The sequence below is a fragment of the Phytoactinopolyspora halophila genome, from assembly GCF_003287285.1.
Lineage (GTDB): Bacteria > Actinomycetota > Actinomycetes > Jiangellales > Jiangellaceae > Phytoactinopolyspora_A > Phytoactinopolyspora_A halophila.
Map to the genome: position 1 here is coordinate 1 of NZ_QMIG01000037.1, position 26,071 is coordinate 26,071.

General features: G+C 63.0%; 31 protein-coding genes. All 31 read right to left on the reverse strand.

Going from position 1 to position 26,071, the window contains the following annotated elements:
* Positions 1 to 67: 67 nt before the first annotated feature.
* Positions 68 to 862, reverse strand: a complete 795-nt coding sequence (gene map / locus DPM12_RS20420) for a type I methionyl aminopeptidase (RefSeq protein ID WP_112260204.1) — start codon at positions 860 to 862, stop codon at positions 68 to 70.
* A 4-nt stretch (positions 863 to 866) separates the two neighbouring features.
* The gene (locus DPM12_RS20425; RefSeq protein ID WP_245951329.1) at positions 867 to 1,448 is read right to left on the reverse strand and encodes an adenylate kinase; all 582 of its coding nucleotides are present in this window, start codon (positions 1,446 to 1,448) and stop codon (positions 867 to 869) included.
* Positions 1,445 to 2,755 (reverse strand): preprotein translocase subunit SecY, encoded by a 1,311-nt coding sequence (gene secY / locus DPM12_RS20430; RefSeq protein ID WP_112260205.1) that lies wholly within the window; start codon positions 2,753 to 2,755, stop codon positions 1,445 to 1,447. Before secY ends, DPM12_RS20425 begins: the two co-directional genes overlap by 4 nt.
* Before the next feature lie 143 nt (positions 2,756 to 2,898).
* Positions 2,899 to 3,351: a 50S ribosomal protein L15 gene (rplO, locus tag DPM12_RS20435; RefSeq protein ID WP_112260206.1), complete on the reverse strand. Its 453-nt coding sequence runs from the start codon at positions 3,349 to 3,351 to the stop codon at positions 2,899 to 2,901.
* A 4-nt stretch (positions 3,352 to 3,355) separates the two neighbouring features.
* Positions 3,356 to 3,538, reverse strand: a complete 183-nt coding sequence (rpmD, locus tag DPM12_RS20440; RefSeq protein WP_112260207.1) for a 50S ribosomal protein L30 — start codon at positions 3,536 to 3,538, stop codon at positions 3,356 to 3,358.
* A complete protein-coding gene (gene rpsE / locus DPM12_RS20445; RefSeq protein WP_112260208.1) occupies positions 3,535 to 4,152 on the reverse strand; it encodes a 30S ribosomal protein S5 in 618 nt (205 codons plus the stop codon). The genes rpmD and rpsE overlap by 4 nt, the downstream gene beginning before the upstream one ends.
* Positions 4,153 to 4,190: 38 nt before the next feature.
* Positions 4,191 to 4,574 carry a 50S ribosomal protein L18 gene (gene rplR, locus DPM12_RS20450; protein WP_112260209.1) on the reverse strand — a complete coding sequence of 128 codons (384 nt, stop codon included), beginning with the start codon at positions 4,572 to 4,574 and terminating at the stop codon, positions 4,191 to 4,193.
* A 3-nt stretch (positions 4,575 to 4,577) separates the two neighbouring features.
* Complete coding sequence (gene rplF, locus DPM12_RS20455) at positions 4,578 to 5,120, reverse strand: 50S ribosomal protein L6 (protein WP_112260210.1); 543 nt, start codon at positions 5,118 to 5,120, stop codon at positions 4,578 to 4,580.
* 21 nt (positions 5,121 to 5,141) lie between these two features.
* Positions 5,142 to 5,549 (reverse strand): 30S ribosomal protein S8, encoded by a 408-nt coding sequence (gene rpsH / locus DPM12_RS20460; protein ID WP_112260211.1) that lies wholly within the window; start codon positions 5,547 to 5,549, stop codon positions 5,142 to 5,144.
* A gap of 64 nt (positions 5,550 to 5,613) precedes the next feature.
* Positions 5,614 to 5,799 carry a type Z 30S ribosomal protein S14 gene (locus tag DPM12_RS20465; protein WP_112260212.1) on the reverse strand — a complete coding sequence of 62 codons (186 nt, stop codon included), beginning with the start codon at positions 5,797 to 5,799 and terminating at the stop codon, positions 5,614 to 5,616.
* Between the two features lie 196 nt (positions 5,800 to 5,995).
* The gene (rplE, locus tag DPM12_RS20470) at positions 5,996 to 6,559 is read right to left on the reverse strand and encodes a 50S ribosomal protein L5 (RefSeq protein ID WP_112260213.1); all 564 of its coding nucleotides are present in this window, start codon (positions 6,557 to 6,559) and stop codon (positions 5,996 to 5,998) included.
* On the reverse strand, positions 6,559 to 6,894 hold the full coding sequence (gene rplX / locus DPM12_RS20475; RefSeq protein ID WP_112260214.1) for a 50S ribosomal protein L24: 336 nt from the start codon (positions 6,892 to 6,894) through the stop codon (positions 6,559 to 6,561). The genes rplE and rplX overlap by 1 nt, the downstream gene beginning before the upstream one ends.
* A 3-nt stretch (positions 6,895 to 6,897) precedes the next feature.
* Positions 6,898 to 7,266 carry a 50S ribosomal protein L14 gene (gene rplN / locus DPM12_RS20480; RefSeq protein WP_112260215.1) on the reverse strand — a complete coding sequence of 123 codons (369 nt, stop codon included), beginning with the start codon at positions 7,264 to 7,266 and terminating at the stop codon, positions 6,898 to 6,900.
* 91 nt (positions 7,267 to 7,357) lie between these two features.
* Positions 7,358 to 7,621, reverse strand: a complete 264-nt coding sequence (rpsQ, locus tag DPM12_RS20485) for a 30S ribosomal protein S17 (RefSeq protein ID WP_112260247.1) — start codon at positions 7,619 to 7,621, stop codon at positions 7,358 to 7,360.
* 44 nt (positions 7,622 to 7,665) lie between these two features.
* Positions 7,666 to 7,932: a 50S ribosomal protein L29 gene (gene rpmC / locus DPM12_RS20490; RefSeq protein WP_112260248.1), complete on the reverse strand. Its 267-nt coding sequence runs from the start codon at positions 7,930 to 7,932 to the stop codon at positions 7,666 to 7,668.
* Entirely contained in the window at positions 7,932 to 8,351 is a 420-nt protein-coding gene (rplP, locus tag DPM12_RS20495; RefSeq protein ID WP_112260216.1) for a 50S ribosomal protein L16, read from the reverse strand. The genes rpmC and rplP overlap by 1 nt, the downstream gene beginning before the upstream one ends.
* Before the next feature lie 4 nt (positions 8,352 to 8,355).
* On the reverse strand, positions 8,356 to 9,201 hold the full coding sequence (gene rpsC, locus DPM12_RS20500) for a 30S ribosomal protein S3 (protein ID WP_112260217.1): 846 nt from the start codon (positions 9,199 to 9,201) through the stop codon (positions 8,356 to 8,358).
* A complete protein-coding gene (rplV, locus tag DPM12_RS20505; protein ID WP_112260218.1) occupies positions 9,201 to 9,614 on the reverse strand; it encodes a 50S ribosomal protein L22 in 414 nt (137 codons plus the stop codon). Before rplV ends, rpsC begins: the two co-directional genes overlap by 1 nt.
* 31 nt (positions 9,615 to 9,645) lie before the next feature.
* The gene (gene rpsS / locus DPM12_RS20510; RefSeq protein ID WP_112260219.1) at positions 9,646 to 9,927 is read right to left on the reverse strand and encodes a 30S ribosomal protein S19; all 282 of its coding nucleotides are present in this window, start codon (positions 9,925 to 9,927) and stop codon (positions 9,646 to 9,648) included.
* 17 nt (positions 9,928 to 9,944) lie between these two features.
* Positions 9,945 to 10,781, reverse strand: a complete 837-nt coding sequence (gene rplB / locus DPM12_RS20515) for a 50S ribosomal protein L2 (RefSeq protein WP_112260220.1) — start codon at positions 10,779 to 10,781, stop codon at positions 9,945 to 9,947.
* A 34-nt stretch (positions 10,782 to 10,815) separates the two neighbouring features.
* Positions 10,816 to 11,121 (reverse strand): 50S ribosomal protein L23, encoded by a 306-nt coding sequence (gene rplW / locus DPM12_RS20520; protein ID WP_112260221.1) that lies wholly within the window; start codon positions 11,119 to 11,121, stop codon positions 10,816 to 10,818.
* On the reverse strand, positions 11,118 to 11,789 hold the full coding sequence (gene rplD / locus DPM12_RS20525; RefSeq protein WP_112260222.1) for a 50S ribosomal protein L4: 672 nt from the start codon (positions 11,787 to 11,789) through the stop codon (positions 11,118 to 11,120). The genes rplW and rplD overlap by 4 nt, the downstream gene beginning before the upstream one ends.
* Complete coding sequence (gene rplC, locus DPM12_RS20530; RefSeq protein WP_112260223.1) at positions 11,786 to 12,460, reverse strand: 50S ribosomal protein L3; 675 nt, start codon at positions 12,458 to 12,460, stop codon at positions 11,786 to 11,788. Before rplC ends, rplD begins: the two co-directional genes overlap by 4 nt.
* A gap of 13 nt (positions 12,461 to 12,473) precedes the next feature.
* On the reverse strand, positions 12,474 to 12,782 hold the full coding sequence (gene rpsJ, locus DPM12_RS20535) for a 30S ribosomal protein S10 (protein ID WP_026877498.1): 309 nt from the start codon (positions 12,780 to 12,782) through the stop codon (positions 12,474 to 12,476).
* A 469-nt stretch (positions 12,783 to 13,251) separates the two neighbouring features.
* Positions 13,252 to 14,451: an elongation factor Tu gene (tuf, locus tag DPM12_RS20540; protein ID WP_112260224.1), complete on the reverse strand. Its 1,200-nt coding sequence runs from the start codon at positions 14,449 to 14,451 to the stop codon at positions 13,252 to 13,254.
* Between the two features lie 117 nt (positions 14,452 to 14,568).
* On the reverse strand, positions 14,569 to 16,674 hold the full coding sequence (fusA, locus tag DPM12_RS20545; protein WP_112260225.1) for an elongation factor G: 2,106 nt from the start codon (positions 16,672 to 16,674) through the stop codon (positions 14,569 to 14,571).
* Between the two features lie 38 nt (positions 16,675 to 16,712).
* Positions 16,713 to 17,183: a 30S ribosomal protein S7 gene (gene rpsG / locus DPM12_RS20550; protein ID WP_112260226.1), complete on the reverse strand. Its 471-nt coding sequence runs from the start codon at positions 17,181 to 17,183 to the stop codon at positions 16,713 to 16,715.
* Positions 17,183 to 17,557, reverse strand: coding sequence for a 30S ribosomal protein S12 (gene rpsL / locus DPM12_RS20555; protein ID WP_112260227.1), 375 nt, complete (start codon positions 17,555 to 17,557; stop codon positions 17,183 to 17,185). Before rpsL ends, rpsG begins: the two co-directional genes overlap by 1 nt.
* Positions 17,558 to 17,869: 312 nt before the next feature.
* Positions 17,870 to 21,781, reverse strand: coding sequence for a DNA-directed RNA polymerase subunit beta' (locus DPM12_RS20560; RefSeq protein WP_112260228.1), 3,912 nt, complete (start codon positions 21,779 to 21,781; stop codon positions 17,870 to 17,872).
* A gap of 49 nt (positions 21,782 to 21,830) precedes the next feature.
* Positions 21,831 to 25,286, reverse strand: a complete 3,456-nt coding sequence (gene rpoB, locus DPM12_RS20565; protein WP_484266832.1) for a DNA-directed RNA polymerase subunit beta — start codon at positions 25,284 to 25,286, stop codon at positions 21,831 to 21,833.
* A gap of 355 nt (positions 25,287 to 25,641) precedes the next feature.
* A complete protein-coding gene (gene rplL, locus DPM12_RS20570; RefSeq protein ID WP_112260229.1) occupies positions 25,642 to 26,034 on the reverse strand; it encodes a 50S ribosomal protein L7/L12 in 393 nt (130 codons plus the stop codon).
* Positions 26,035 to 26,071: the final 37 nt, after the last annotated feature.

The window sequence follows — 26,071 nt, forward strand, 5'->3', positions numbered from 1 at the left end:
AGACTCCAACCCAGCGGCTCAACCAGCTGCTCATTGCAAGCACCGATTGAACCTGCCATGTGGCCGACTAGTGTTCACGATCATCGGAGGGGGGATCGAGGGCAGTGAGCACGTACGGGCCGTCACTCGTCACGGCCACGCTGTGCTCGAAGTGTGCCGCCCACGCGCCATCAGTCGTCTTGACCGTCCAGTCGTCGTCGAGCGTGTACGTCGCCGGATCACCAAGGGTGATCATCGGTTCGACCGCCAGGCAGAGTCCCGGCTGGAGCTTCGGCCCGCGCCGGCGAGTCCGATAGTTCATCACGTGTGGGTCTTGATGCATCGCGGTGCCGATGCCGTGCCCGCCGTATTCTTCGACGATCCCGTAGTCGCCCCGAGACTGCACCAGCCGTTCGACGGCAGTACCTATCTCGCGTAGCCGACGGCCAGGGCGCATGGCCGCAATGCCCGCCCACAATGCGTCCTCGCAGTCACTCAGCATTCGTGCCACGTCGTCCGAGACATCTCCGACCGGCAGCGTCACCGCGGCATCTCCGTGCCAGCCGTCGACTACCGCGCCGAAATCGATGGATACGATATCTCCATCACGAAACGGCACGTCGTTGGGGATGCCGTGGACGACGACGTCGTTCACAGACACGCAGACCGTCGCTGGAAAGCCGTGGTAGCCCAGAAAATTCGACGTAGCGCCCCGCTCTTTCAGCTCTCGGCGGGCCAAGGCATCGAGATCGCGTCCGGTAGTGCCGGCTGTGACCGCCTCGCGCATCACAGCGTGGATCTCGGCCACCACCATTCCCGCCGCGCGCATTCCGACGAGCTCGGCGTCACTCTTGATCTCCAATGCCGGACGCCTCGCCCGCATGCCCTCAAGCGCTCCGCGATGCGGTAACGATCGCGTTCTCCACGCGTGCCGCGACCTCTTCGACCCGGCCCATGCCGTCCACGCGGACCAGCAGGCCACGCTCCGCATACAGCGCGGTCAACGGTGCGGTCTGCTCGTTGTAAACGCGCATCCGATTCCGGACGACTTCCTCCGAGTCGTCCGTGCGGCCCTCTTCCGCGGCACGCTTCAGCAGGCGGGAGACGATCTCGTTCTCGTCGACGACGAGTTCGACGACGTAATCAAGCTCGGCACCTTGCTCGGCCAGCACACTGTCGAGGAAGTCCACCTGAGACAGGGTCCGAGGGTAGCCGTCGAGCAAGAAGCCATCGGCGGCGTCGGGCTCGGAAAGGCGGTCACGCAACATGTTGTTGGTGATCTCGTCTGGAACGTACTCGCCGGCATCCATATACCGCTTGGCTTCGACACCGAGCGACGTTCCGTTGGACACGTTCGCCCGGAAGATGTCACCCGTGGAGATCGCGGGGATGCCGAAGTGTTCGGCCACCAGCTGTGCTTGGGTTCCCTTGCCAGCCCCGGGCGGGCCCATGATCAGAAGACGCGTCACTTCAAGAATCCCTCGTAGTTGCGTTGCTGCAGCTGTCCCTCGATCTGCTGCACAGTCTGCAGACCGACACCGACCATGATCAGAATGCTGGTGCCTCCGAACGTGTTGCTGAACGCCATGCCCATACCGGGATTGATGATGTTGAACGCCATCAACGGCAACAGGGCCACCAGACCGAGATAGATCGCACCGGCCGACGTGATCCGGTTCAAAATGTAGGTCAGGTATTCCTCCGTCGGCCGCCCAGCCCGGATACCCGGCACGAACCCGCCGTACCTCTTCATGTTGTCCGACACGTCTTTCGGATTGAACGTGATGGACACATAGAAGAACGCAAATCCCACGATCAAGAGGAAGTAGAACGCGAGATAGATCGGGTGATCGCCCCGCTGGAAATGCTCGGCGACCCACGCCGCCCATGCGCTTTCCTGGTTGAACTGCGCCCACAACATGGGCACATACAACAGCGAAGAAGCGAAGATCACAGGAATGACGCCGGCCTGATTGATCTTCAACGGAATGTACGTGGACGATCCCCCGTACATCCGCCGGCCGACCATTCGCTTGGCGTACTGGACCGGAATGCGGCGCTGCGACAGCTCGACGTAGACGATGAGGGCCACGACGACCAACGCCACGGCCAGAACCAGGGCGAAGATGCCCCATCCGCGAGTCAGCTGGATGTTCCAGAACATCCCCGGAACGCTGGCCACGATCTGGGTGAAGATGAGCAACGACATGCCGTTGCCCACGCCGCGGTCGCTGATCAGCTCACCCATCCACATGACCAGGGCCGTTCCCGAGGTCATCACTAGCACCATCAAGGCGAGCGATCCCACGGAGTTGTCGGCAACGATCTCTTGGGGGCAGCCGGGGAAGAACTGTCCACTCTCCGCCAGCGTCACCAGCGTCGTCGCCTGCAGCAGAGCCAGCCCGATGGTCAGATACCGGGTGTACTGGGTGATCTGGGCTTGTCCCGAGGGCCCTTCCTTCTTCAAGGTTTCCAGCTTCGGGATCACCACGGTCAGCAGCTGGAAGATGATGGCCGACGTGATGTACGGAATGATCCCGAGCGCGAAGATGGCCAGGTTCAGTAACGCGCCGCCGGTGAACAGGTTGAGCAATCCGTACAGGCCGAAGCCTTCTTCTTCGAGCGCTTGATCAGAGCAGATCTGCACAGCCTCGACGTCGACGTTCGGCGTTGGCAGATTGGAGCCCAACCGAAAGAGGACAATGATGCCCAGCATGAACAGCAGCTTCTGGCGCAGGTCAGGCGTCCGGAACGCCTGAACGAACACTCTGAGCACTTCGCTGCCTCCTGGAGACCGGCGACGGGCCGGCCCTCGTTCGTTCGTATACCGTCAGTGGGTGACCGCCGTCACAGCACCCGCTTTGTGACGATAACGTACCCGGCTGTCCGAAGAACGCCCGGACTCCGGGTACGTGATCGTCACAATTGTGTAGCCGTCCCCCCGGCCGCCTCGATCTTCTCCTTGGCGGTCTTGGAAAAGGCGTGGGCACTGACGTCCAGTTTCACGGACACCTCCCCGGTGCCGAGCACCTTCACCCGACGCTTCGGGCGTACCGCACCCTTGCCGGCCAGGTCCTCGACCGTCACCGTACCGCCATCGGGATACAGTTCCGCGAGCTTGTCCAGGTTGACTACCTGGTACTCCACGCGGAACGGGTTGTTGAATCCCTTGAGTTTCGGCAGCCGCATGTGCAACGGCATCTGGCCACCTTCGAAGGTCGCCGGAACCTGACCGCGAGCCTTCGTTCCCTTGGTTCCGCGCCCGGCAGTCTTCCCCTTGGACGCCTCGCCACGACCGACACGGGTCTTGGCCTTCTTCGCACCCGGAGCCGGACGAAGGTGATGCGGCTTCAGTGGAGATTTCTCGCTCATCGCCTCAGTCGACCTCCTCGACGGTGACCAGGTGAGATACCGCCTTGATCATGCCGCGAACCTCGGGGCGATCATCCTTGACGACGTGGTCACCGATGCGCTTCAGCCCCAAGGAACGCAACGAATCACGCTGCGCCGACGTTCCGCCGATCTTGCTCTTCACCTGGCGGATCTTCAACTGACTCATGCGTTGGCCTCCGCTCGTGCACGCAACAGCGCCGCCGGGGCGACGTCCTCGAGCGGCAATCCACGCCGGGCGGCGACCTGTTCCGGACGTTCCAGGCCACGCAACGCTTCCACCGTGGCATGCACGATGTTGAGCGCGTTCGCCGAACCCAGCGACTTGCTCAGCACGTCAGAGATGCCGGCGGCTTCCAAGACGGCGCGAACCGGCCCACCCGCGATCACACCGGTACCAGGCGATGCGGGGCGCAACAGCACCACACCCGCCGCCTTTTCACCCTGGACGGGATGCGGAATGGTGCCCTGGATCCGCGGCACCTTGAAGAACTGTTTCTTGGCCTCCTCGACACCCTTGGCGATCGCCGCGGGTACCTCCTTGGCCTTGCCATATCCGACACCGACCGTGCCATCACCGTCGCCGACGACGACCAGGGCGGTGAAGCTGAAACGCCGACCTCCCTGGACGACCTTCGCCACGCGGTTGATGGCGACGACACGTTCTACGTAGGTGGTCTTCTCCGCGCCGCCATCACCGCGACGACTGTCGCGGTCGCGACGGTCACGGCGTTCACGGCGCTCGCCACCGGCACCGCTCCCGCGGCGCTGTGGTTCAGCCATAACTCCTTCTCTCTCTGCTCGTCGTCACAATGCTCCGTCTACAGCTGAAGGCCCGACTCCCGAGCGCCTTCGGCCACCGCAGCAACCCGGCCGTGATAGCGGTTACCGGCGCGGTCGAATACCACGGACTCCACACCAGCCGACTTCGCGCGTTCGGCCACGAGCTCACCGACCTTGCGTGCCTTCGCGGTCTTGTCGCCCTCCATCGAACGGAGATCGGACTCCATGCTCGTCGCCGACACGATGGTGTGCCCCGCCGTGTCATCGACCACCTGTGCCACCATGTGCCGCAGTGATCGTGTAACCACGAGGCGCGGCCGCTGTGGCGTACCGCTGATCTTTTTACGGACCCGCAGATGCCGCCTGTCTCGCGCGGCTCTCTTGTCGCCCCGCCGAACTCGGCGGTTGATCCCGATGCCCATCGTCTACTTCTTCCCAGCCTTCCCGACCTTACGCCGGACTTGCTCACCTTCGTAGCGGATGCCCTTGCCCTTGTACGGCTCCGGTGGACGCAGGCCTCGGATCAGCGCCGCGACGTGGCCCACTCGTTGCTTGTCGATCCCTCGCACGGCGAACCTCGTCGGAGATTCCACCGTGAAGGTGATGCCCTCGGGCGCCGCGAACGGGACGGGGTGGCTGTAGCCGACAGCGAGCTCGATGTCCTCGCCCTTCGCTGTCACGCGGTAACCCACGCCGACGATCTCGAGCTTCTTCTCATAGCCGTCGGTGACACCGGTGACCATGTTGGACACCAATGTTCGGGTGAGCCCGTGCTTGGCCTTGCTGTCGGGCTCGTCATCGGGACGACGAACCTCCAGCGCGCCGTCTTCGTTGCGCTCGATCTCGATCGTCTCCGGCAGCGTATGCTGCAAGGTGCCCTTCGGGCCCGTTACCGAGATGTCCCGGCCATCGATCGCGACATCCACACCGGCAGGTACGGGAATCGGAAGCTTACCGATACGCGACACGTCCGTCTTTCCTCCTTCCCGCTACCAGACGTAGGCGAGGACTTCCCCGCCGACACCTTGTTTGGCCGCTGCCCGGTCGGTGAGGAGTCCATGCGACGTCGAAATGATCGCGACGCCGAGACCACCCAGCACCTTGGGCATGTTGTTGGCCTTCGCGTACACGCGAAGACCGGGCTTGCTGACCCGGCGAACGCCCGCAATGGATCGCTCTCGCGAGGGTCCGTACTTCAGCTCCAACACGAGAGCCTTGCCGACCTTGCCCTCGGCAGGCTCCTGCACGTCGTAACCGCTGATGAAGCCCTCTTGCTCGAGGATCTGAGCGATACGTTCTTTGAGTTTGCTATACGGCATCGGCACTTCATCGTGGAAGGCCGAATTCGCGTTTCGCAGACGTGTCAACATGTCTGCGATCGGATCGGTCATGGTCATGGTCGTCAAACCACTTTCCCGCCGGGGTTTCCGTGTCGCACGGACCTACGGCGATCTAGAAATGTCACCAGCTGGACTTCGTCAGGCCCGGAAGTTCGCCCCGGTGCGCCATCTCCCGAAGGCAGATCCGGCACAGGCCGAACTTGCGATACACCGAATGCGGGCGCCCGCACTTCTGGCAACGAGAGTACGCGCGGACCGCGAACTTCGGCTTCTTCTTGGCCTTGTGGACCAGCGCTTTCTTCGCCACGTCACTGCTCCTGTTTCATGGTCGCGTTCCTCAGCTCACTCGCTCCGCGCACGGCTGCTCCTCCGTCGCGACGCCGGGCACTCCGCTCGCTCACCTTGTCACTGCTCCTCGTTCTTGAGTCGCGTTCCTCGGCTCACTCGCTGCGCGCACGGCTGCTCCTCCGTCGCGACGCCGGGCACTCCGCTCGCTCACCTTGTCACTGCTCCTTGAACGGAAAGCCGAGCTGCCGCAACAACATCCGGCCCTCATCGTCGTTGGTCGCTGTCGTCACGACCGTGATGTCCATACCCCGGACCCGATCGATCCGATCTTGATCGATCTCGTGAAACATGGATTGTTCGTTGAGGCCGAACGTGTAATTGCCGCGACCATCGAACTGCCGGGGCGACAGACCGCGGAAATCACGAATCCGGGGCAGAGCGATCGTGATCAGGCGATCCAGGAACTCCCACATACGATCGCCACGCAACGTCACATGCACCCCGATCGGCATGCCCTCACGCAGCTTGAACTGGGCGACCGATTTACGGGCCCGGGTCACCGCGGGTCGCTGACCGGTGATGTCCGACAGATCACGAATGGCGCCCTCGATCAACTTCGTGTCACGGGCGGCCTCGCCGACGCCCATGTTCACGACGACCTTCTGGACCGAGGGAACCTGCATGATGTTCGCGATGCCGAACTGCTCACGCAGCGACGGAATGATCTCCTCGCGATAACGCTGCTTGAGCCGAGGCATGGCGGTAGTCGTTGTACTCATCAGATATCCTCACCGGTGCGCTTGGCATACCGGACCTTGTTGCCGTCCTCGTCGAACCGGTAGCCGACGCGCGTTCCGACGGTCTTCTTCTCGCCGTCAACGTCGACCTCTACGGCCAGCTGAACGTTGGACACGTGGATGGGCGCTTCCTTGTGGATGATGCCCCCTCCTTCACGTCCCCGGGCCGTTCGAGTTGGCCTGCTGTGCTTGGTGATCCGGTTGACACCTTCCACTAGCACCTTCTCGTCCTGCGGGAACGCCCTGATCACCTTGCCGACCGAGCCCTTGTCACGGCCAGCGATCACGACGACCTTGTCACCCTTCTTCACACGCATGACTTACAACACCTCCGGGGCGAGAGAGATGATGCGCATGAAGCGCTTCTCTCGAAGCTCGCGGCCGACAGGACCGAAAATGCGAGTGCCTCGCGGGTCGCCACCGTCTCTGATAAGAACGGCGGCGTTCTCATCGAACCGGATATAGGAGCCGTCGGGCCTGCGCCGCTCCTTCACCGTCCGCACGATCACGGCTTTGACGATGTCGCCCTTCTTCACACTACCGCCCGGAATGGCATCCTTCACGGTTCCTACGACGACATCGCCGATGCCGGCGTACCGCCGGCCCGAGCCGCCGAGAACGCGGATGCACAAGATTTCCTTGGCACCCGTGTTGTCAGCGACGCGTAGTCGCGACTCCTGCTGAATCATCTCAATGGCTCCTGTGTGTCACGCCGGTTCTCCACCGGCACACCCGAGGCGCGCCGGCAAGCCTTGCGGAACGGTCCTGGCACGGTATGAACTACTTCGCCTTCTCGACTATCTCCACGACGCGCCAACGCTTGGTAGCCGACAGCGGCCGGGTCTCCATCAGAAGGACGCGGTCGCCGATGCCGCAAGCGTTTTGCTCATCGTGCGCTTTGAACTTGTTGGTACGCCGTACGACCTTGCCGTACAGCGGGTGCTTGAAGCGGTCCTCGACGGCCACCACGACCGTCTTGTCCATCTTGTCGCTGACGACCCGGCCCTCGCGAAGCTTACGGAAGCCGCGAGTCCGGTCTTTCATGACAGCGTTCGTGTCACTCACAGACGTGTCCTTATTCGTCGGGCTCATGCGGCATCTTCCTTGGCCGCATCGTCGGAAGCGGGCTCGACCACGGGCGTGATACCGAGCTCACGCTCGCGCATGATCGTATAGATCCGAGCGATGTCGCGGCGCACAGCCTTCAACCGGCCGTGGCTCTCAAGTTGACCGGTAGCTGCCTGGAAGCGCAGGTTGAACAGCGTTTCCTTGGCCTTTCCCAGCTCTTCGACCAGCTCCGCGTCGGTCTTCTTCCGCAGCGACCCGGCGTCGAGGTCCTTCGATCCGATCGCCATCACAGATCACCTGTTTCGCGTGTCACGATCTTCGCCTTCATCGGCAGCTTGTGGATGGCCCGGGTGAGCGCCTCTTTGGCGATCGCCTCGTTCGGATACGAAAGCTCGAACATGACCCGTCCGGGCTTGACGTTCGCCACCCACCATTCCGGCGAACCCTTACCCGAGCCCATCCGGGTCTCGGCGGGCTTCTTCGTCAACGGCCGATCCGGGAAGATGTTGATCCATACCTTCCCGCCCCGGCGAACGTGCCGGGTAATGGCGATACGCGCGGCCTCGATCTGCCGGTTCGTCACATAGTGACCCTCGATCGCCTGGATGCCGTACTCGCCGAACGCCAGGCTCGTGCCGCCCTTCGAGATACCGCGACGCTTCGGGCTGTGCTGCTTGCGGTACTTGATCTTGCGTGGAATCAGCATGATCTCACGCCTCCTGCTTGCTGCTCGGCTCAGCCGCCGACGTGTCCGCCGGTGTCGCCGAGGCGTCGGCGGATTCCGTCTCGCCCGTCCCGCTGGTTTGCTGCTGACCACCGCGCTCTCCGCGAGCCGGCCGCCGGCGTTCGGGACGCCTGCGTTCGCGCTGCTGTGCCCGCGCCTGCGCCGCCTGCTCGGCCGCACGCTCGGCGCGGGATCCGGTGACATCGCCCTTGTAGATCCATACCTTCACACCGATGCGACCGAACGTGGTGCGAGCCTCGTAGAATCCGTAGTCAACATCGGCGCGCAACGTGTGCAGCGGTACCCGGCCCTCACGGTAGAATTCCGAGCGGCTCATCTCGGCACCGCCGAGCCGCCCGGAACACTGGATCCGAACACCCTTGGCGCCCGCACGCATCGTGGTCTGAATGGCCTTGCGCATCGCCCGGCGGAATGCGACTCGCGCAGACAGTTGCTCGGCCACACCCTGCGCGACCAGCTGGGCGTCGAGCTCGGGCTGTTTCACCTCGAGCACGTTCATCTGGACCTGCTTACCCGTGAGTTTCTCCAACTCCGAGCGCAGGCGGTCGGCTTCGACACCACGCCGGCCAATCACGATCCCCGGGCGTGCCGTGTGAATGTCCACCCGGACTCTGTCACGGGTTCGTTCAATCTCCACACTGGAGATTCCGGCACGCTCCATACCCTGGGTCATGAGCTTGCGGATCGCTACATCTTCGGCAATGTAGTCCCGATACCGCTGACCCTCATTGGTGCTGTCCGCGAACCACCGGCTCTTGTGGTCGGTGGAAATACCAAGTCGAAACCCGTGCGGGTTGATCTTCTGACCCACTAGCGGGCCCCTCCCTTCGCACCGCCGGCACCGGCCGAGGCACGCGTCCTCGCCGAAGCCGGAGCGCCGTTAGCCGACTGCTTGTCCGCCACGACGATCGTGATGTGGCACGTTCGCTTCTTGATCCGAAACGCCCGGCCCTTGCCTCCGGGCCGGAAACGCTTCAGCGTCGGTCCCTCGTCGACATAGGCCGTACCTACTTTGAGCGTGTCCCGCTGGGTACCCGTCAGATCGTAGGCATTGGCGACCGCGCTCTCCAGAGTCTTGCGCACCGGCTCCGCCGCCGCACTGGGTGTGAACTGGAGAAGGGCCGATGCCTCGTCGACATCCAGGCCACGGATGAGATCCACCACGCGGCGCGCCTTGGTGGGCGCGACACGGACGAACCGCGCCTGGGCCCTGGCTGCTTCCATCGTCAAACTCCTCAACTCAGCGTGGTAGACGTCACCGGCGACGGCTCTTGCGGTCGTCCTTCTCGTGACCCCGGAAGGTCCGCGTCGGAGCGAATTCGCCGAGCTTGTGACCGACCATGGCCTCGGTGATGAACACCGGGACGTGCTTGCGGCCGTCGTGCACGGCGATCGTATGTCCGATCATCTCCGGCACGATCATCGACCGGCGTGACCACGTCTTGATCACGTTCTTGCTGCCCTGGTCGTTCTGCGCCTCGACCTTCTTGGCCAAGTGCTCGTCGACGAAGGGCCCCTTCTTCAGGCTGCGTGGCATCTCTTCGGTCTCCCGACTCAGCGCTTCTTACCGGTCTTGCGGCGGCGCACGATCTGACGATTACTGGGCTTGTTCTTCCGGCGGGTACGACCCTCTGGCTTACCCTTCGGGTTCACCGGATGGCGGCCACCGGACGTCCGGCCTTCACCACCACCATGCGGATGATCGACCGGGTTCATGACCACACCCCGGACGTTGGGGCGCTTACCCTTCCAGCGCATCCGGCCGGCCTTGCCCCAGTTAATGTTCGACTGTTCGGCATTGCCGACCTCACCAACGGTGGCACGGCACCGGACGTCGACGTTGCGGATCTCGCCCGACGGCATCCGCAGCTGCGCCCACGTCCCTTCCTTGGCCACCAGCTGAACGCGGGCACCAGCAGAGCGTGCGATCTTGGCACCTCCACCCGGCCGCAGCTCGATAGCGTGGATGATGGTACCGACCGGGATGTTCCGCAGCGGGAGGTTGTTGCCCGGCTGGATGTCTGCCCGCGGGCCAGACTCGATCCGGCTGCCCTGCTTGACCCGGTTCGGCGCCAAAATGTAGCGCTTTTCGCCGTCCGCGTAGTGCAACAATGCGATGCGGGACGTCCGGTTTGGATCGTATTCGATATGCGCGACCCGCGCCGGCACACCGTCCTTGTCGGCCCGCCTGAAGTCGATCACTCGGTACTGCCGCTTGTGTCCGCCACCCTGGTGACGCGTAGTGATCTGGCCCGAGTTGTTCCGGCCGCCCTTCTTGGGCAGCGGCCGCACGAGCGACTTCTCCGGTTCGGACCGGGTGATCTCAGTGAAGTCGGCGACACTGGAGCCTCGACGCCCCGGGGTCGTCGGCTTGTACTTTCGGATTCCCATTCCAGACCTCGATACTCGTATCGTGACGCCGGTCTTACGTGACCGGGCCGGAGAAGATGTCGATGCGTTGGCCAGGAGCCACTGCCACGATCGCCCGCTTCGTGTCCGGGCGCTTGCCCATACCGAACCGGGTCCGGCGACGCTTTCCAGAGCGGTTGGCGGTGTTTACTCCGACGACCTTGACGTTGAACACCTTCTCGACGGCAATCTTGATCTCGGTTTTGTTCGCCCGAGGATCGACGATGAAGGTGTACTTGTTCTCATCCAGCAAGCTGTAGCTCTTCTCGGAGACGACTGGCTTGATGAGGATGTCGTGCGGGTCCTTACCGACCTTACTCATGTGGCCACCTCCGCCTCAGCTTGCTTCGCGCCGTCACCGTTCTGCTGGCGATCGGCGACGAACGCGTCGAACGCTGCCTTCGTAAAGATCAGATCGTCCGCACACAGGACGTCGTACGTGTTCAGCTGATCGTGCGGCAGCAAGTGAACGTCGGGCGCGTTTCGCAGGCTCTTCGCCGTCAGCTCGTCGCCGCGGTCGAGCACCACCAGCACACGACGGCGCTCGGTCAGCGCTCGCAAGGTGGCCAAGGCCGCCTTGGTGGATGGTGTGTCGCCGTCGACGAACCCGGTGACGACGTGCACGCGATCGTGCTGCGCCCGATCCGACAGCGCGCCCCGCAGCGCCGCCGCCTTCATCTTCTTCGGCGTGCGCTGCGCGTAGTTGCGTGGTTGCGGCCCGTGCACCGTGCCACCACCGGCGAACTGCGGCGCCCGAATCGACCCTTGCCGGGCCCTCCCAGTGCCTTTCTGCCGGTACGGCTTCGCTCCGCCACCGCGGACCATGCCCCGCGTCTTCGACGCATGAGTACCCTGCCGTGCGGCAGCCAGCTGTGCAACCACCACCTGGTGGATCAACGGCACGTTGACCTGAACGCCGAAGATCTCGGGGGGTAGTTCGACCGTCCCGGCCGACTTCCCACTCGTGTCGCGTACGGAGACCGTCGTCACTTCGATGCCTCCTTTACCGCCGTCCGGACCAGCACGACACCGCCGTTGGGGCCGGGGACGGCGCCCTTGAGCAGCAACAGCCCGTTGTCGGGGTCCACGGCGTGAATGGCCAGGCTCTGGACCGTGACCCGTTCGCCACCCATCCGGCCAGCCATCTGCTGCCCCTTGAACACCCGGCCTGGCGTCGCGCAGCCGCCGATCGCGCCTGGCGAGCGGTGTTTGCCGTGCACACCGTGCGAGGAACGCAGGCCGTGGAAGCCGTGCCGCTTCATGACACCGGCAAAACCCTTGCCCTTGCTCGTGCCTGTCACGTCCACCTTCTGGCCAGCCTCGAAGACGTCAACCGTCAGCTCCTGGCCCAGGGTGTACTCGGACGCGTCACGCGTGCGGAACTCGACCGTGTGCCGCCGTGGCGTCACGCCGGCCTTGTCGAAGTGGCCCTGAGCTGGCTTCGTGACCTTTCGAGGGTTCGGCGCTCCGTAGCTGATCTGGACCGCGTCGTAGCCGTCCCGCTCCGGGGTACGCACCTGGGTCACCACGCAGGGGCCGGCCTTCACGACCGTAATGGGAACGACCCGATTGTTCTCGTCCCATACCTGCGTCATGCCAAGCTTCTCGCCAAGCAGGCCAGATACGACCCGGCCACCGGCCTGAGTTGCGTCGATAGTCATCGCACTCGGTCCCTTAAAGCTTGATCTCGATGTCGACACCCGCCGGGAGATCGAGACGCATGAGCGAATCGACCGTCTTGGGCGTGGGGTCGATGATGTCGATGAGCCGCTTGTGTGTGCGCATCTCGAAATGCTCGCGGCTGTCCTTGTATTTGTGCGGCGAGCGGATCACGCAATACACATTCTTCTCGGTTGGCAGCGGCACCGGGCCCGCAACCTGTGCACCGGTACGCGTGACCGTGTCGACGATCTTACGCGCCGAGGTATCGATCACCTCGTGGTCATAGGCTTTGAGCCGGATGCGGATCTTTTGTCCCGCCATGGCTGCTATGTCGTCCTTTTCCCTCGTACCGCTCACGAACCGAATACTGGCTGTTGCCCGAGCGACCCCCGCGGTCGGGCGTGTCGCACCCGACAGGCACAATTCACCGCCTATCGACGGCGTCTCTCATCGGGAGATCGGCTAGACCGGGCCCGAACGTGAACCCGATCAACTAACAGGGAAGGTCTCCGTTTCGGTCACCACAGCTGGATAAACCAGCGTGCGGACCACGGCGGCCTCCGCCGAGCAACCTGACCAGTATGCCAGAGAGAACCGGCCTCTGGCCAATCCGGGTGATCGGATCCAGGTTGTAGCCACACCCCCGGGATGCCGGCCCCGGCGTCGTAGGATCTGTTCTTCGTCCTGTGACTACCCGGCCGTTTTCTGGCCGGCATTCCGAGGGTGCAACCTCTGGGCCCGATCTTGTGGTGCCGAGGCTCGCCCCGGCACCGCGTATTGTTCCTGCGTCCTACTTGATGATCTTGGTGACGTGGCCGGCACCGACGGTACGGCCACCTTCACGGATCGCGAACTTCAGCCCTTCTTCCATGGCGACCGGCTGGATGAGCTCCACCTGCATGGTGGTGTCGTCACCGGGCATGACCATGGCATCCGGGCCGTCAGGCAGCGTCACCACACCGGTGACGTCGGTGGTCCGGAAGTAGAACTGAGGACGGTAGTTGTTGAAGAACGGCGTGTGCCGGCCGCCCTCGTCCTTCGACAGGATGTACACCGTGGCTTCGAACTCCGTGTGAGGAGTGGTGGTGCCGGGCTTGGTGACCACCATGCCGCGCTCGACGTCGTCCTTCTTCGTCCCACGAAGCAGGAGGCCGACGTTCTCGCCCGCGCGGGCCTCATCGAGAATCTTGCGGAACATCTCGATGGCCGTCACCGCCGTCTTCTGCGCCTGGCCCGGGCGGATACCGACGAGCTCGACGTCCTCGTTGGGCTTGAGTACGCCACGCTCAACCCGGCCAGTGACCACCGTTCCACGACCGGTAATGGTGAAGACATCCTCGATCGGCATAAGGAACGGCTTGTCGTCCTGGCGCACCGGGTCCGGGATGTTCTCGTCCACCGCATCCATCAAGTCCTCAATGGACTTGACCCACTCGGCGTCACCTTCGAGCGCCTTCAGCGCGGACACCCGGATGACCGGCACGTCGTCACCGGGGAATTCGTACTCGGTGAGCAACTCGCGAACCTCGAGCTCCACGAGTTCGAGGATCTCCGGATCGTCGACCATGTCGGCCTTGTTCAGCGCGACCAAGATGTAGGGCACGCCGACCTGACGGGCGAGCAGCACGTGTTCCTTGGTCTGCGGCATCGGACCATCAGTGGCGGCGACGACCAGAATTGAGCCGTCCATCTGGGCCGCACCGGTGATCATGTTCTTGATGTAGTCAGCGTGACCCGGAGCGTCGACGTGTGCGTAGTGACGCTTGTCCGTCTGGTACTCGACATGCGCGATGTTAATCGTGATGCCGCGCTGCTTCTCCTCCGGAGCCTTGTCGATGTCGTCGAACGGCATCGCTGCGTTCAGCTCCGGGTACTTCTCGTGCAGGATCTTCGTGATCGCCGCCGTCAGCGTCGTCTTACCGTGGTCGACGTGACCAATCGTGCCGATGTTGACGTGCGGCTTGCTCCGCTCGAACTTCGCCTTAGCCACTGTAGGTCCTCTCCGTATCTAGGACTCGAAGGTTTTTCTTGAGCCGGTACTGCTCGGCTGCCTTACTTGTCGGGGGCCGGTGGAAAGCACCAGACCGAGATCGATCTCCGTCTTGATTCACTCTCCTCGAGCCTTCTTGATGATCTCCTCAGCTACGCTCCTGGGAACTTCGCCATAGGAATCGAAGAACATCGAGTAGCTCGCGCGGCCCTGGGTCTTGCTGCGGAGGTCACCGACATAGCCGAACATCTCCGACAGCGGGACCAGCGCGGTCACCACCCGCTGGCCGGCACGCTCCTCCATGGACTGAACTTGACCACGGCGGGAGTTGAGGTCGCCGATGACATCGCCCATGTATTCTTCCGGCGTCGTCACATCGACCTTGAACATCGGCTCGAGCAACACGGGATCCGCGCGGCGCGCAGCATCCTTGAACGCCATCGAGCCTGCGATCTTGAAGGCGAGCTCCGAGGAGTCGACGTCGTGATAGGCGCCATCCTGGAGCGTCACCTTGACATCCACCAGCGGATACCCGGCGACGACGCCGAACTCCATCGCCTCCTGACATCCCTCGTCCACAGCCGGGATGTACTCACGCGGGATACGGCCGCCGGTGATGTTGTTGACGAACTCGTAACCGCCGTCGCCATCGCCCCCGGTCGGCTCGACGTCGATGATCACCCGGCCGAACTGACCGGAACCACCGGTCTGCTTCTTGTGGGTGTACTCGACATTCTCGACCTTGCGCCGGATGGTCTCGCGGTAGGCAACCTGCGGCTTACCGACGTTCGCCTCGACCTTGAACTCTCGCTTCATGCGATCGACGAGCACCTCGAGATGCAACTCGCCCATCCCCGAGATCACGGTCTGGCCCGTCTCCTCGTCGGTGCGCACCTGGAACGTCGGATCTTCCTCGGCCAGGCGCTGGATGGCCGTCCCGAGCTTGTCCTGATCGCTGCGCGACTTCGGCTCGATCGCCACGTGAATCACGGGAGCCGGGAATTTCATCGATTCGAGGATGATGGGCTGGCCCGAGTCTGAGAGCGATTCACCGGTCGTCGTGTTCTTCAAGCCCATCACCGCAACGATCTGGCCGGCGCTCGCCTTCTCGATCTCCTCACGCTTGTTCGCGTGCATGCGGTAGATCTTGCCGATCCGCTCCTTCTGACCCTTGACGCTGTTCAGCACGTGGGAGCCGCTGATCAGCGTGCCCGAATAGATACGAATGAAGGTCAGCTTACCGAGGTGCGGATCAGCCATGATCTTGAAGGCCAGCGCCGACATCGGAGCGTCGTCCTCGGGTGGACGGGTGAGTGCGTGCGACTCGTCGCCAACCGCGTGCCCTTCGACTTCACCGGCCTCGAGGGGCGAGGGAAGGTAGCGGACCACCGCGTCCAGCATCGGCTGCACGCCCTTGTTTTTGAACGCGGAGCCACACAAGACCGGCGTCACCAAGTTCGCGATAGTGGCGCGCCGGATCGCTGCAATGAGCTCGTCACGGGAGGGTTCCTTACCCTCCAGGTAAAGCTCCATCATCGCCTCGTCGTTCTCGGCGATGGTTTCGAGCAGCTTGTCACGATGTTCTTGCGCTGCCTCGACGTGAGTATCCGGGATGTCGACCGTGTCGTACATCTCCCCCAGCGGCGTCTCGGCCGACCACATCATCGCCTTCATGTCGATGAGGTCGACCAGGCCGCGGAAGTCGGATTCCGCTCCGATCGGCAACTGCAGGACCAGCGGAGTGGCCTGCAGCCGTGTCACGATCATCTCGACACACCGGTGGAACTCCGCCCCGGTACGGTCGAGCTTGTTCACGAAGCAGATCCGGGGCACACCATATTTGTCCGCCTGGTGCCAGACCGTTTCCGACTGCGGCTCCACGCCTGCGACGCCGTCGAAGACCGCGACCGCTCCGTCGAGCACTCGAAGTGAACGTTCCACTTCCACCGTGAAGTCGACGTGGCCCGGAGTATCGATGATATTGATGGCGTGGTCGTCCCACTCGCACGTCGTCGCTGCGGACGTAATCGTGATGCCGCGCTCTTGTTCCTGCGTCATCCAGTCCATCGTGGCCGCGCCATCGTGGACCTCACCGATCTTGTAGTTGATACCGGTGTAGTACAGGATCCGCTCGGTAGTAGTGGTCTTACCCGCGTCGATGTGCGCCATGATCCCGATGTTGCGGACCTTGGCGAGGTCGATCTTGCGGAGGTCGGTCGCCATGTTCGTCTGCGTCTTCCTACGTCGTCGCCGAGTATCGGCTACCAGCGGTAATGTGCAAAGGCCTTGTTCGACTCGGCCATCTTGTGAGTGTCTTCCCGACGCTTCACACTGGCACCCAGGCCGTTGGAGGCATCGAGAATCTCATTCATCAGCCGCTCGGTCATCGTCTTCTCGCGGCGCGCGCGCGAGTAGTTCACCAGCCAACGCAGCGCGAGTGTCGTGCTGCGTCCGGCGCGAACCTCCACCGGGACCTGATACGTGGCGCCACCAACCCGGCGGCTGCGCACTTCCAGCGTCGGCTTCACGTTATCCAGCGCACGCTTCAATGTCACGACGGGGTCGGTACCGGTCTTCTCCCGGCATCCCTCCAGCGCACCGTAGACGATCCGCTCGGCGAGCGACTTCTTGCCGTCTTCGAGAACCTTGTTGACCAGCTGTGTCACGAGCGGCGAACCGTAGACCGGATCGACCACCAGCGGTCGCTTCGGCGCGGGGCCCTTGCGCGGCATCAGCTCTTCTCCTTCTTCGCACCGTAGCGGCTACGTGCTTGCTTGCGGTTCTTCACGCCCTGCGTATCGAGCGAGCCGCGAACGATCTTGTAGCGAACACCCGGAAGATCCTTCACTCGGCCACCACGCACGAGCACCATGGAGTGCTCCTGCAGGTTGTGACCGACCCCAGGGATGTAGGCCGTGACTTCGATCTGGCTGGTCAGCTTGACCCTCGCGACCTTGCGCAGCGCCGAGTTGGGCTTCTTCGGGGTGGTCGTGTAGACGCGGGTACACACACCGCGCCGCTGCGGACTGCCCCTCAGGGCAGGCGTCTTCTTCTTGGCGACCTTGTCCTGACGGCCCTTACGGACCAGCTGCTGGATCGTAGGCACTACGTCTCCGTCATCCTCGTCGTCTCAGCCGGGGGCTCCCGGGTGTCGGCTTATTGGTCGGACCGGCGATCCAACGGCACCGGGACCGAAGAACGCCGAGGTGTTGACGACCCCCGCAGTCGGGCGTGTCGCCCTACCTCGGTCCCGCACCGCCCGGATGAACCGATCGGTGTGGTCTGAACAATCCGTACCACCCGCCGAGCGGGCGGTACGAGCCTGAAAGAACTCCAGGCACGAGGAATGAGACTACCCGCTCGGGCAGTCTCAGGTCAAAGCGGAGGTGCGGTCTACGCACCTCCGCTTTCGACCTTATCAGGTGTACGAACCGAAATCGTAGTCCTCGAGACGTACGGCTTCGCCCGAACCCTGGCCGAACTCATAGTCGGAATAATCGGAGCCGTAGTCGACCATCGAATACATGGCCGCCTTGGCCTCCTCCGTGGGCTCCACACGCAGATTCCGGTATCGCGGGAGCCCGGTTCCGGCTGGAATGAGCTTACCCAGGATCACGTTCTCCTTCAGCCCGATCAACGGATCGGACTTGGCGTTGATCGCCGCCTCGGTCAGCACTCGCGTCGTCTCCTGGAACGACGCTGCCGACAGCCACGAATCGGTCGCCAGCGACGCCTTCGTGATACCCATCAGCTGGGGCCGCCCGGAGGCCGGCTGGCCACCTTCCGCGACCACCCGGCGGTTCTCCTCTTCGAACCGCACCCGCTCGACGAGCTCACCTGGCAGCAAGTTCGTGTCGCCACTCTCCAGCACGGTGATCCTGCGAAGCATCTGCCGCACGATGATCTCGATGTGCTTGTCGTGGATCGACACACCTTGCGACCGGTAGACCTCCTGCACCTGATCGGTGAGGTAGATCTGCACCGAGCGCTGTCCTTGCACTCGCAGGATGTCGTGCGGATCCGCGGTACCGGAGTGCAGGAGCTCGCCGACATCGACGTGATCGCCGTCCTGGACCCTCCACTGAGCGATGCCCGGTCCCCGGCGGTTGCTCCACTCGTAGACCCGGCGGCTGATGGGGAAGGACTGTTCGTCCGTGCCGTCATCCGGCACGATGATCACGCGCGCTCCCCTGCCGTCCTCTTCGACACGTACCCGACCGGACACCTCGGCGATAGGAGACTTACCCTTCGGGGCCCGGGCTTCGAAGAGCTCGACGACACGGGGAAGACCGTGCGTGATGTCTTCACCCGCGACACCACCGGTGTGGAACGTACGCATGGTGAGCTGGGTACCCGGTTCGCCGATCGACTGTGCAGCGATGATCCCGACTGCTTCGCCGACGTCCACCAGCTTGCCCGTGGCCAGCGACCGGCCGTAGCAGACCGCGCACACTCCGGTCTTGCTCTCACACGTGAGCACGCTTCGGACTCGAACCTTCTCGATGCCGTTCTGCACCAGGTACTTGATCTGGACATCGCCGACATCGTCACCTGCCGACGCGAGACGCGTGCCGTCTTCCGCCACGATGTCTTCGGCAAGTGCCCGTGCATAGACCGATGTCTCCGCCAGCTCGGCGACCGACAGCGTCCCGTTCGCATCGCGACTCGCGATCGGCAGGTTGAGCCCACGCTCGGTGCCGCAATCGACTTCACGGATGATGATGTCTTGCGAGACATCGACGAGACGCCGGGTCAGGTAACCCGAGTCCGCCGTACGCAGCGCCGTGTCGGCCAGACCCTTACGGGCACCGTGCGTGGAGATGAAGAACTCCAGCACCGACAGCCCCTCACGGAAACTGGACTTGATAGGCCGTGGGATGGTGTCACCCCGTGGGTTTGCCACCAGGCCACGCATGCCGGCGAGCTGCCGGATCTGCATCCAGTTACCACGCGCACCGGCATGCACCATCCGGTGGATCGAATTCGACGACACGAAGGACTCACGCATCGCCTCGTCGACCCGGTTGGTTGCCTCGGTCCAGATATCGATGAGCTCTTCACGGCGCTCGCCGTCGGAGATCACACCCCGATTGAAGTTTCGCTCGACCTTGTCTGCCTTGGACTCGAACTCTTCGAGGATGTTCTGCTTGGTGGGCGGCGCCACGACGTCAGAGACGGCAATCGTCACACCGGAGCGGGTGGCCCAGTAGAAGCCGGCCTCCTTCAGCGCATCCAGAGTCGAGGCGACTTCCGTCTTCTGGTACCGCTCGGCGAGATCGTTGACGATCTCTCCCAGACGCCCCTTGTCGACCTCGTTGTTGATGTAGGGGTAATCATCCGGAAGCATCTCGTTGAACAGGGCCCGGCCCAGCGTCGTCGACATCGTCAACTGTTGACCTGGCTCCCAGCCGTCCGGTTGCTCCACGCCGTCCGGCAGCCTTCCCGGAGTGACACGGATGCGAATCGGCGCCTGCAACGCCAGCTCGCCCTTATCGAAGGCGTTGATGGCCTCCGCCGTAGACTCGAATGCCCGTCCTTCGCCTACCAGGTCCTCGCCCTCGCTCGTGAGGACATAGAGACCCAACACCATGTCCTGCGTTGGCATGGTGACCGGGCGACCGTCCGCAGGCTTGAGGATGTTGTTGCTGGACAACATGAGAACCCGGGCTTCGGCCTGGGCCTCTGCCGACAGCGGCAAGTGAACAGCCATCTGGTCGCCGTCGAAGTCCGCGTTGAAGGCGGTACACACGAGCGGGTGGATCTGAACGGCCTTACCTTCAATCAGCTGTGGTTCAAAGGCCTGGATACCCAGTCGATGTAGCGTCGGCGCGCGGTTGAGCATCACCGGATGTTCAGCGATGACCTCTTCGAGCACATCCCAGACGATCGGACGCGCACGCTCCACCATGCGCTTGGCGCTCTTGATGTTCTGGGCGTGCGATAGGTCCACCAACCGCTTCATGACGAACGGCTTGAAGAGCTCGATCGCCATACCCTTCGGCAGGCCACACTGGTGCAGCTTGAGCTGAGGCCCGACGACGATCACCGAACGGCCGGAGTAATCCACACGCTTACCGAGCAGGTTCTGCCGGAATCGGCCCTGCTTGCCCTTAAGCATGTCGGAAATCGACTTCAACGGCCGATTTCCCGGTCCGGTCACCGGACGCCCCCGGCGTCCGTTGTCGAACAACGCATCGACGGATTCCTGAAGCATCCGCTTCTCGTTGTTCACGATGATCTCCGGCGCCCCGAGATCGAGCAGCCGCTTGAGCCGGTTGTTCCGGTTGATCACTCGGCGATACAAATCGTTGAGGTCGCTCGTGGCGAACCGGCCGCCGTCGAGCTGCACCATCGGACGAAGATCCGGCGGCATGACCGGCACGGCGTCCAGCACCATGCCTCGCGGGTCGTTGCGTGTGGTCAGGAACGGGGAGACGACCTTGAGCCGCTTAAGCGCACGCGTCTTCTTCTGTCCTTTTCCGCTACGGATGATCTCCCGCAGCCGTTCCGCCTCGGCGTCGAGATCGAAGTTCTCCAACCGTTCCTTGATCGCCTGGGCACCCATACCGCCCTGGAAATAGGCGCCGAAACGATCCCGCATCTCGCGGTAGAGCATCTCGTCACCCTCGAGGTCTTGGACCTTGAGAGTGCGGAACCTCTCCCAGACGGCGTTCAGCCGATCGATCTCGGAGTCGGCGCGCTTGCGGATCTGGCTCATCTCCCGCTCGGCCGACTCCTTGACCTTGCGGCGCACATCGCCCTTGGCGCCCTCGGCCTCGAGCTCGGCGAGATCGGACTCCAGCTTCTTGTGCCGGGCCTCGATGTCGGTATCCCTGCGCTGTTCGATCTGCTTGCGCTCGACATCGATCTGCCCCTCCAGCGACGACAGGTCTCGATGCCGGGCATCTTCGTCGACCCACGTGATCATGTAGGCAGCGAAGTAAATGACCTTCTCAAGGTCCTTGGGCGCGAGGTCGAGCAGGTACCCCAGACGCGAAGGAACTCCCTTGAAGTACCAGATGTGGGTCACCGGTGCCGCGAGCTCGATGTGACCCATCCGCTCCCGACGGACCTTGGCCCGGGTGACCTCGACACCACAGCGTTCGCAGATGATGCCCTTGAATCGGACACGCTTGTATTTACCGCAGTAGCACTCCCAATCCCGGGTGGGGCCGAAGATCTTCTCACAGAAGAGGCCGTCCTTTTCCGGCTTGAGCGTGCGGTAGTTGATTGTCTCCGGCTTCTTGACCTCGCCATGCGACCAGTCACGGATGCTGTCCGCTGTGGCGAGGCCAATGCGCAGCTCGTCGAAGAAGTTGACGTCGAGCACGTGGTTCCTTCTCTCAGATCAGTCTGTGTTCGAAAGCGAGCGGTCGGCCTTACACCTCTTCGACACTGCTCGGCTCGCGCCGAGACAGGTCGATACCGAGCTCTTCAGCGGCGCGGAAGACATCCTCGTCGCTGTCACGCATCTCGATCTGGGTGCCATCACTCGACAGGACCTCCACGTTGAGACAGAGGGATTGCATCTCCTTGATGAGCACCTTGAACGATTCCGGAATGCCGGCCTCGGGGATGTTCTCGCCCTTGACGACTGCCTCATAGACCTTCACGCGTCCGAGGATGTCGTCGGACTTGATCGTCAGCAGCTCCCGGAGCGCGTATGCCGCGCCGTAGGCCTGCAGTGCCCAGACCTCCATCTCACCGAAGCGCTGGCCACCAAACTGGGCCTTACCGCCCAGCGGCTGCTGGGTAATCATCGAATAGGGCCCGGTGGAGCGTGCGTGAATCTTGTCGTCCACGTGGTGGTTCAGCTTCAGCATGTACATGTAACCGACGGCCACCGGTTCGGGGAACGGCTCGCCAGAACGGCCGTCGAACAGCCGCGCCTTGCCGTCGCCCTTCACCAGCTGCTCTCCGTCCCGGTTGGGCAGCGTGGACGAGAGCAACCCCGTGATCTCGTCCTCCCGGGCACCGTCGAAGACCGGGGTCGCGACCCTGCTGTCCGGTGCCGCCTCGGTCATGCCGATCTCTTCGAGTCGTCTCTTCCACTCTTCGTCGTCGAGCTCTACCTGCCAGCCAGACTTCGCGACCCATCCAAGATGAGTCTCCATGACCTGACCGAGGTTCATTCGGCTCGGCACACCGAGCGGGTTGAGCACGATGTCCACGGGTGTCCCATCCTCGAGGAACGGCATGTCCTCGACGGGCAGAATCTTCGAGATCACACCCTTGTTACCGTGCCGCCCAGCCAGCTTGTCGCCGTCCTGGATCTTACGCATCTGCGCGATATAGACCCGGACCAACTGATTGACACCAGGCGGAAGTTCGTCGCCCTCGTCGCGATCGAACACCCGAACGCCGATGACCTTTCCGGACTCACCGTGCGGCACCTTCAACGACGTATCGCGCACCTCGCGCGCCTTCTCGCCGAAGATGGCGCGCAGCAAGCGCTCTTCCGGAGTCAGCTCGGTCTCGCCCTTCGGCGTGACCTTGCCGACCAGGATGTCGCCGTTGCCGACCTCGGCGCCGATCCGGATGATCCCGCGCTCGTCGAGATCGGCAAGGACATCCTCGGAGACGTTCGGGATGTCCCGAGTGATTTCCTCGGGCCCCAACTTCGTGTCACGGGCATCGACCTCGTGCTCCTCGATCTTGATGGAGGTGAGCACGTCTTCTTCGATCAACCGCTGCGACAGCAGGATGGCGTCCTCGTAGTTCTGTCCCTCCCAGGACATGAACGCTGTGAGGAGATTCTTGCCGAGCGCCATCTCGCCCTGGTCGGTGGATGGACCATCGGCAATGGCCTGCCCGGCCTCCACCCGATCCGCCTCGTTGACGATCGGCTTCTGGTTGAGGCACGTACCGGCATTGGAGCGCCGGTACTTCGCCAGCTGATAGGTCTGGTACGTGCCGTCATCGGCCATGATGGTGACGTAGTCAGCCGAGACCTCGGATACCACGCCGGCCTTCTCGGTCACGACGACTTCACCAGTATCGACCGCGGCACGATACTCCATGCCGGTACCGACCAGAGGCGCCTCGGCACGGAGCAACGGCACTGCCTGACGCTGCATGTTGGAGCCCATCAGCGCGCGGTTGGCGTCGTCATGCTCGAGGAACGGGATCATCGCCGTGGCCACCGAGACCATCTGACGCGGCGACACGTCCATGTAGTCGACCTCGGTGCCCGACACCAGCTCGACCTCACCGCCGCGCTTGCGGACGAGCACGCGATCTTCGGTGAAATGACCATCATCCGTCAGTGGCGCATTGGCCTGCGCAATAACGTTGCGGTCCTCTTCGTCGGCGGTCAGATAGACGACGTCATTGGTGACCTTGCCTTCCCGGACACGCCGGTACGGTGTCTCGACAAAGCCGAACGCGTTGATACGTCCGTACGTGGCCAGCGACCCGATCAGACCGATGTTCGGACCTTCCGGAGTCTCGATCGGGCACATCCGCCCATAGTGGGACGGGTGGACGTCGCGAACCTCCATCCCGGCACGCTCGCGGGAAAGACCGCCCGGCCCCAATGCGTTGAGCCGGCGCTTGTGCGTCAAGCCCGCCAACGGGTTGGTCTGATCCATGAACTGCGACAGCTGCGACGTTCCGAAGAACTCGCGAATGGCCGCGACCACCGGACGAATATTGATCAATGTCTGCGGCGTGATCGCCTCGACGTCCTGGGTGGTCATACGCTCACGAACCACCCGCTCCATCCTCGACAAACCGGTACGCACCTGGTTCTGGATGAGCTCACCCACGGTCCGCAGCCGGCGGTTACCGAAGTGGTCGATATCGTCGAGCTCGACGCGAACCGTCTGCTCGCCGTTCGTCAGCTCCTCCTCGCCAGCGTGCAGCCGGACGAGGTAGCGGAGCGTGGCGATGATGTCGTCGACGGTGATCGTGTTCTGCTCGAGCGCCAGGTCGAGGCCGAGCTTCTTGTTGACCTTGTAGCGGCCGACCTTCGCGAGGTCGTATCGCTTCGGGTTGAAGTAGGCATTCTCCAGAAGCTGCTGGGCTGCTTCGCGCGTCGGCGGTTCGCCCGGACGCATCTTCCGGTAGATGTCGAGTAGCGCTTCTTCCTGAGTAGTCGTGTGGTCCTTCTCCAGGGTGGTGCGCATCGACTCGTAGTCGCCGAACTCTTCGAGAATCTGCTCGTTGGTCCAGCCCAGCGCCTTGAGCAGCACGGTCACGTGCTGCTTGCGCTTGCGGTCGAGCCGGACGCCCACCGTGTCTCGCTTGTCGACTTCGAATTCGAGCCAGGCACCTCGAGAAGGGATGACCTTGGACGTGAAGACGTCCCGGTCGGATGTCTTGTCCAGTGCACGCTCGAAGTACACGCCGGGCGAACGGACGAGCTGGGAGACGACGACGCGCTCCGTCCCGTTGATGATGAACGTCCCCTTCGGGGTCATCAACGGGAAATCGCCCATGAAGACGGTCTGGGACTTGATCTCGCCGGTTTCGTTGTTGATGAACTCGGCGGTCACGAAGAGCGGTGCAGAGTACGTGAAGTCACGCATCTTGCACTCGTCGATGGTGTTCTTCGGTTCCTCGAACCTCGGATCGGAGAACGACAGCGACATCGTGCCCGAGAAATCCTCGATCGGGCTGATCTCGTTGAGGATCTCTTGCAAGCCCGAGGTCGTATTGACATCCTGGCGCCCATCGGCTTCGGCTGCGGCTACGAGTGCGTGCCAGCGCTCATTGCCGAGCAACCAGTCGAAACTCTCGATCTGAAGAGCCAGGAGGTTGGGGACCTCGCGAGGCTCCTTGAGTTTGGCAAAAGAGATGCGGGTGGAACTGGAACCGTTAATGGACTGTGGGATATTAGGCGTGACGGCCAACAGGGGTCCTTCCGAGGGCACACGGTCGGATTCAATCGCGTTGATCAGCTATGCACAGACCTCACCCGTACAGACGACAGGGCAGAGGACAGCGCAAAGTCGCAGTCTAGCCTACAAGGCTCACTGCTGTCGAGTGGCGGCCCATCTCTCGTTTCAGGACGCTTCCTATCGTGCCTTCATCGCTGCATGAAGGATCTCCCGGACGTATCGCCCAAGTCAAGGACCCTGCGCACGCGCCACGTGTCCGGCCTCTGACGATCCGGCCCAGCATGTGGAAAGTAGGCGACGGGGACCCGGCACCGTGCGGCCGGGTCCCCGTCACGCAAGAGGCATGTGCCTACTTGATGGTCACCGTCGCGCCAGCGCCTTCGAGTGCCTCCTTGGCCTGATCGGCCGTCTCCTTGTTGACCTTCTCGAGGAGCGGCTTCGGCACCTCTTCGACGAGGTCCTTGGCTTCCTTCAGGCCGAGGTTCGTCAGGCCACGAACTTCCTTGATGACCTGGATCTTCTTGTCGCCGGCCGAATCGAGCACGACGTCGAACTCGTCCTGCTCCTCGACCTCTTCCGCTTCTTCGCCTCCGCCCGCAGCGGCACCGCCTGCCGCAACGGTCACCGGAGCAGCAGCGGTGACCTCGAAGGTCTCCTCGAACTTCTTGACGAACTCCGAGAGCTCGATCAAGGACATCTCCTTGAATGCATCCAGGAGCTCATCGGTGCTGAGCTTCGCCATGGTGGCGGGTTCCTTTCTCGTGTTCGGCTAACGCCGG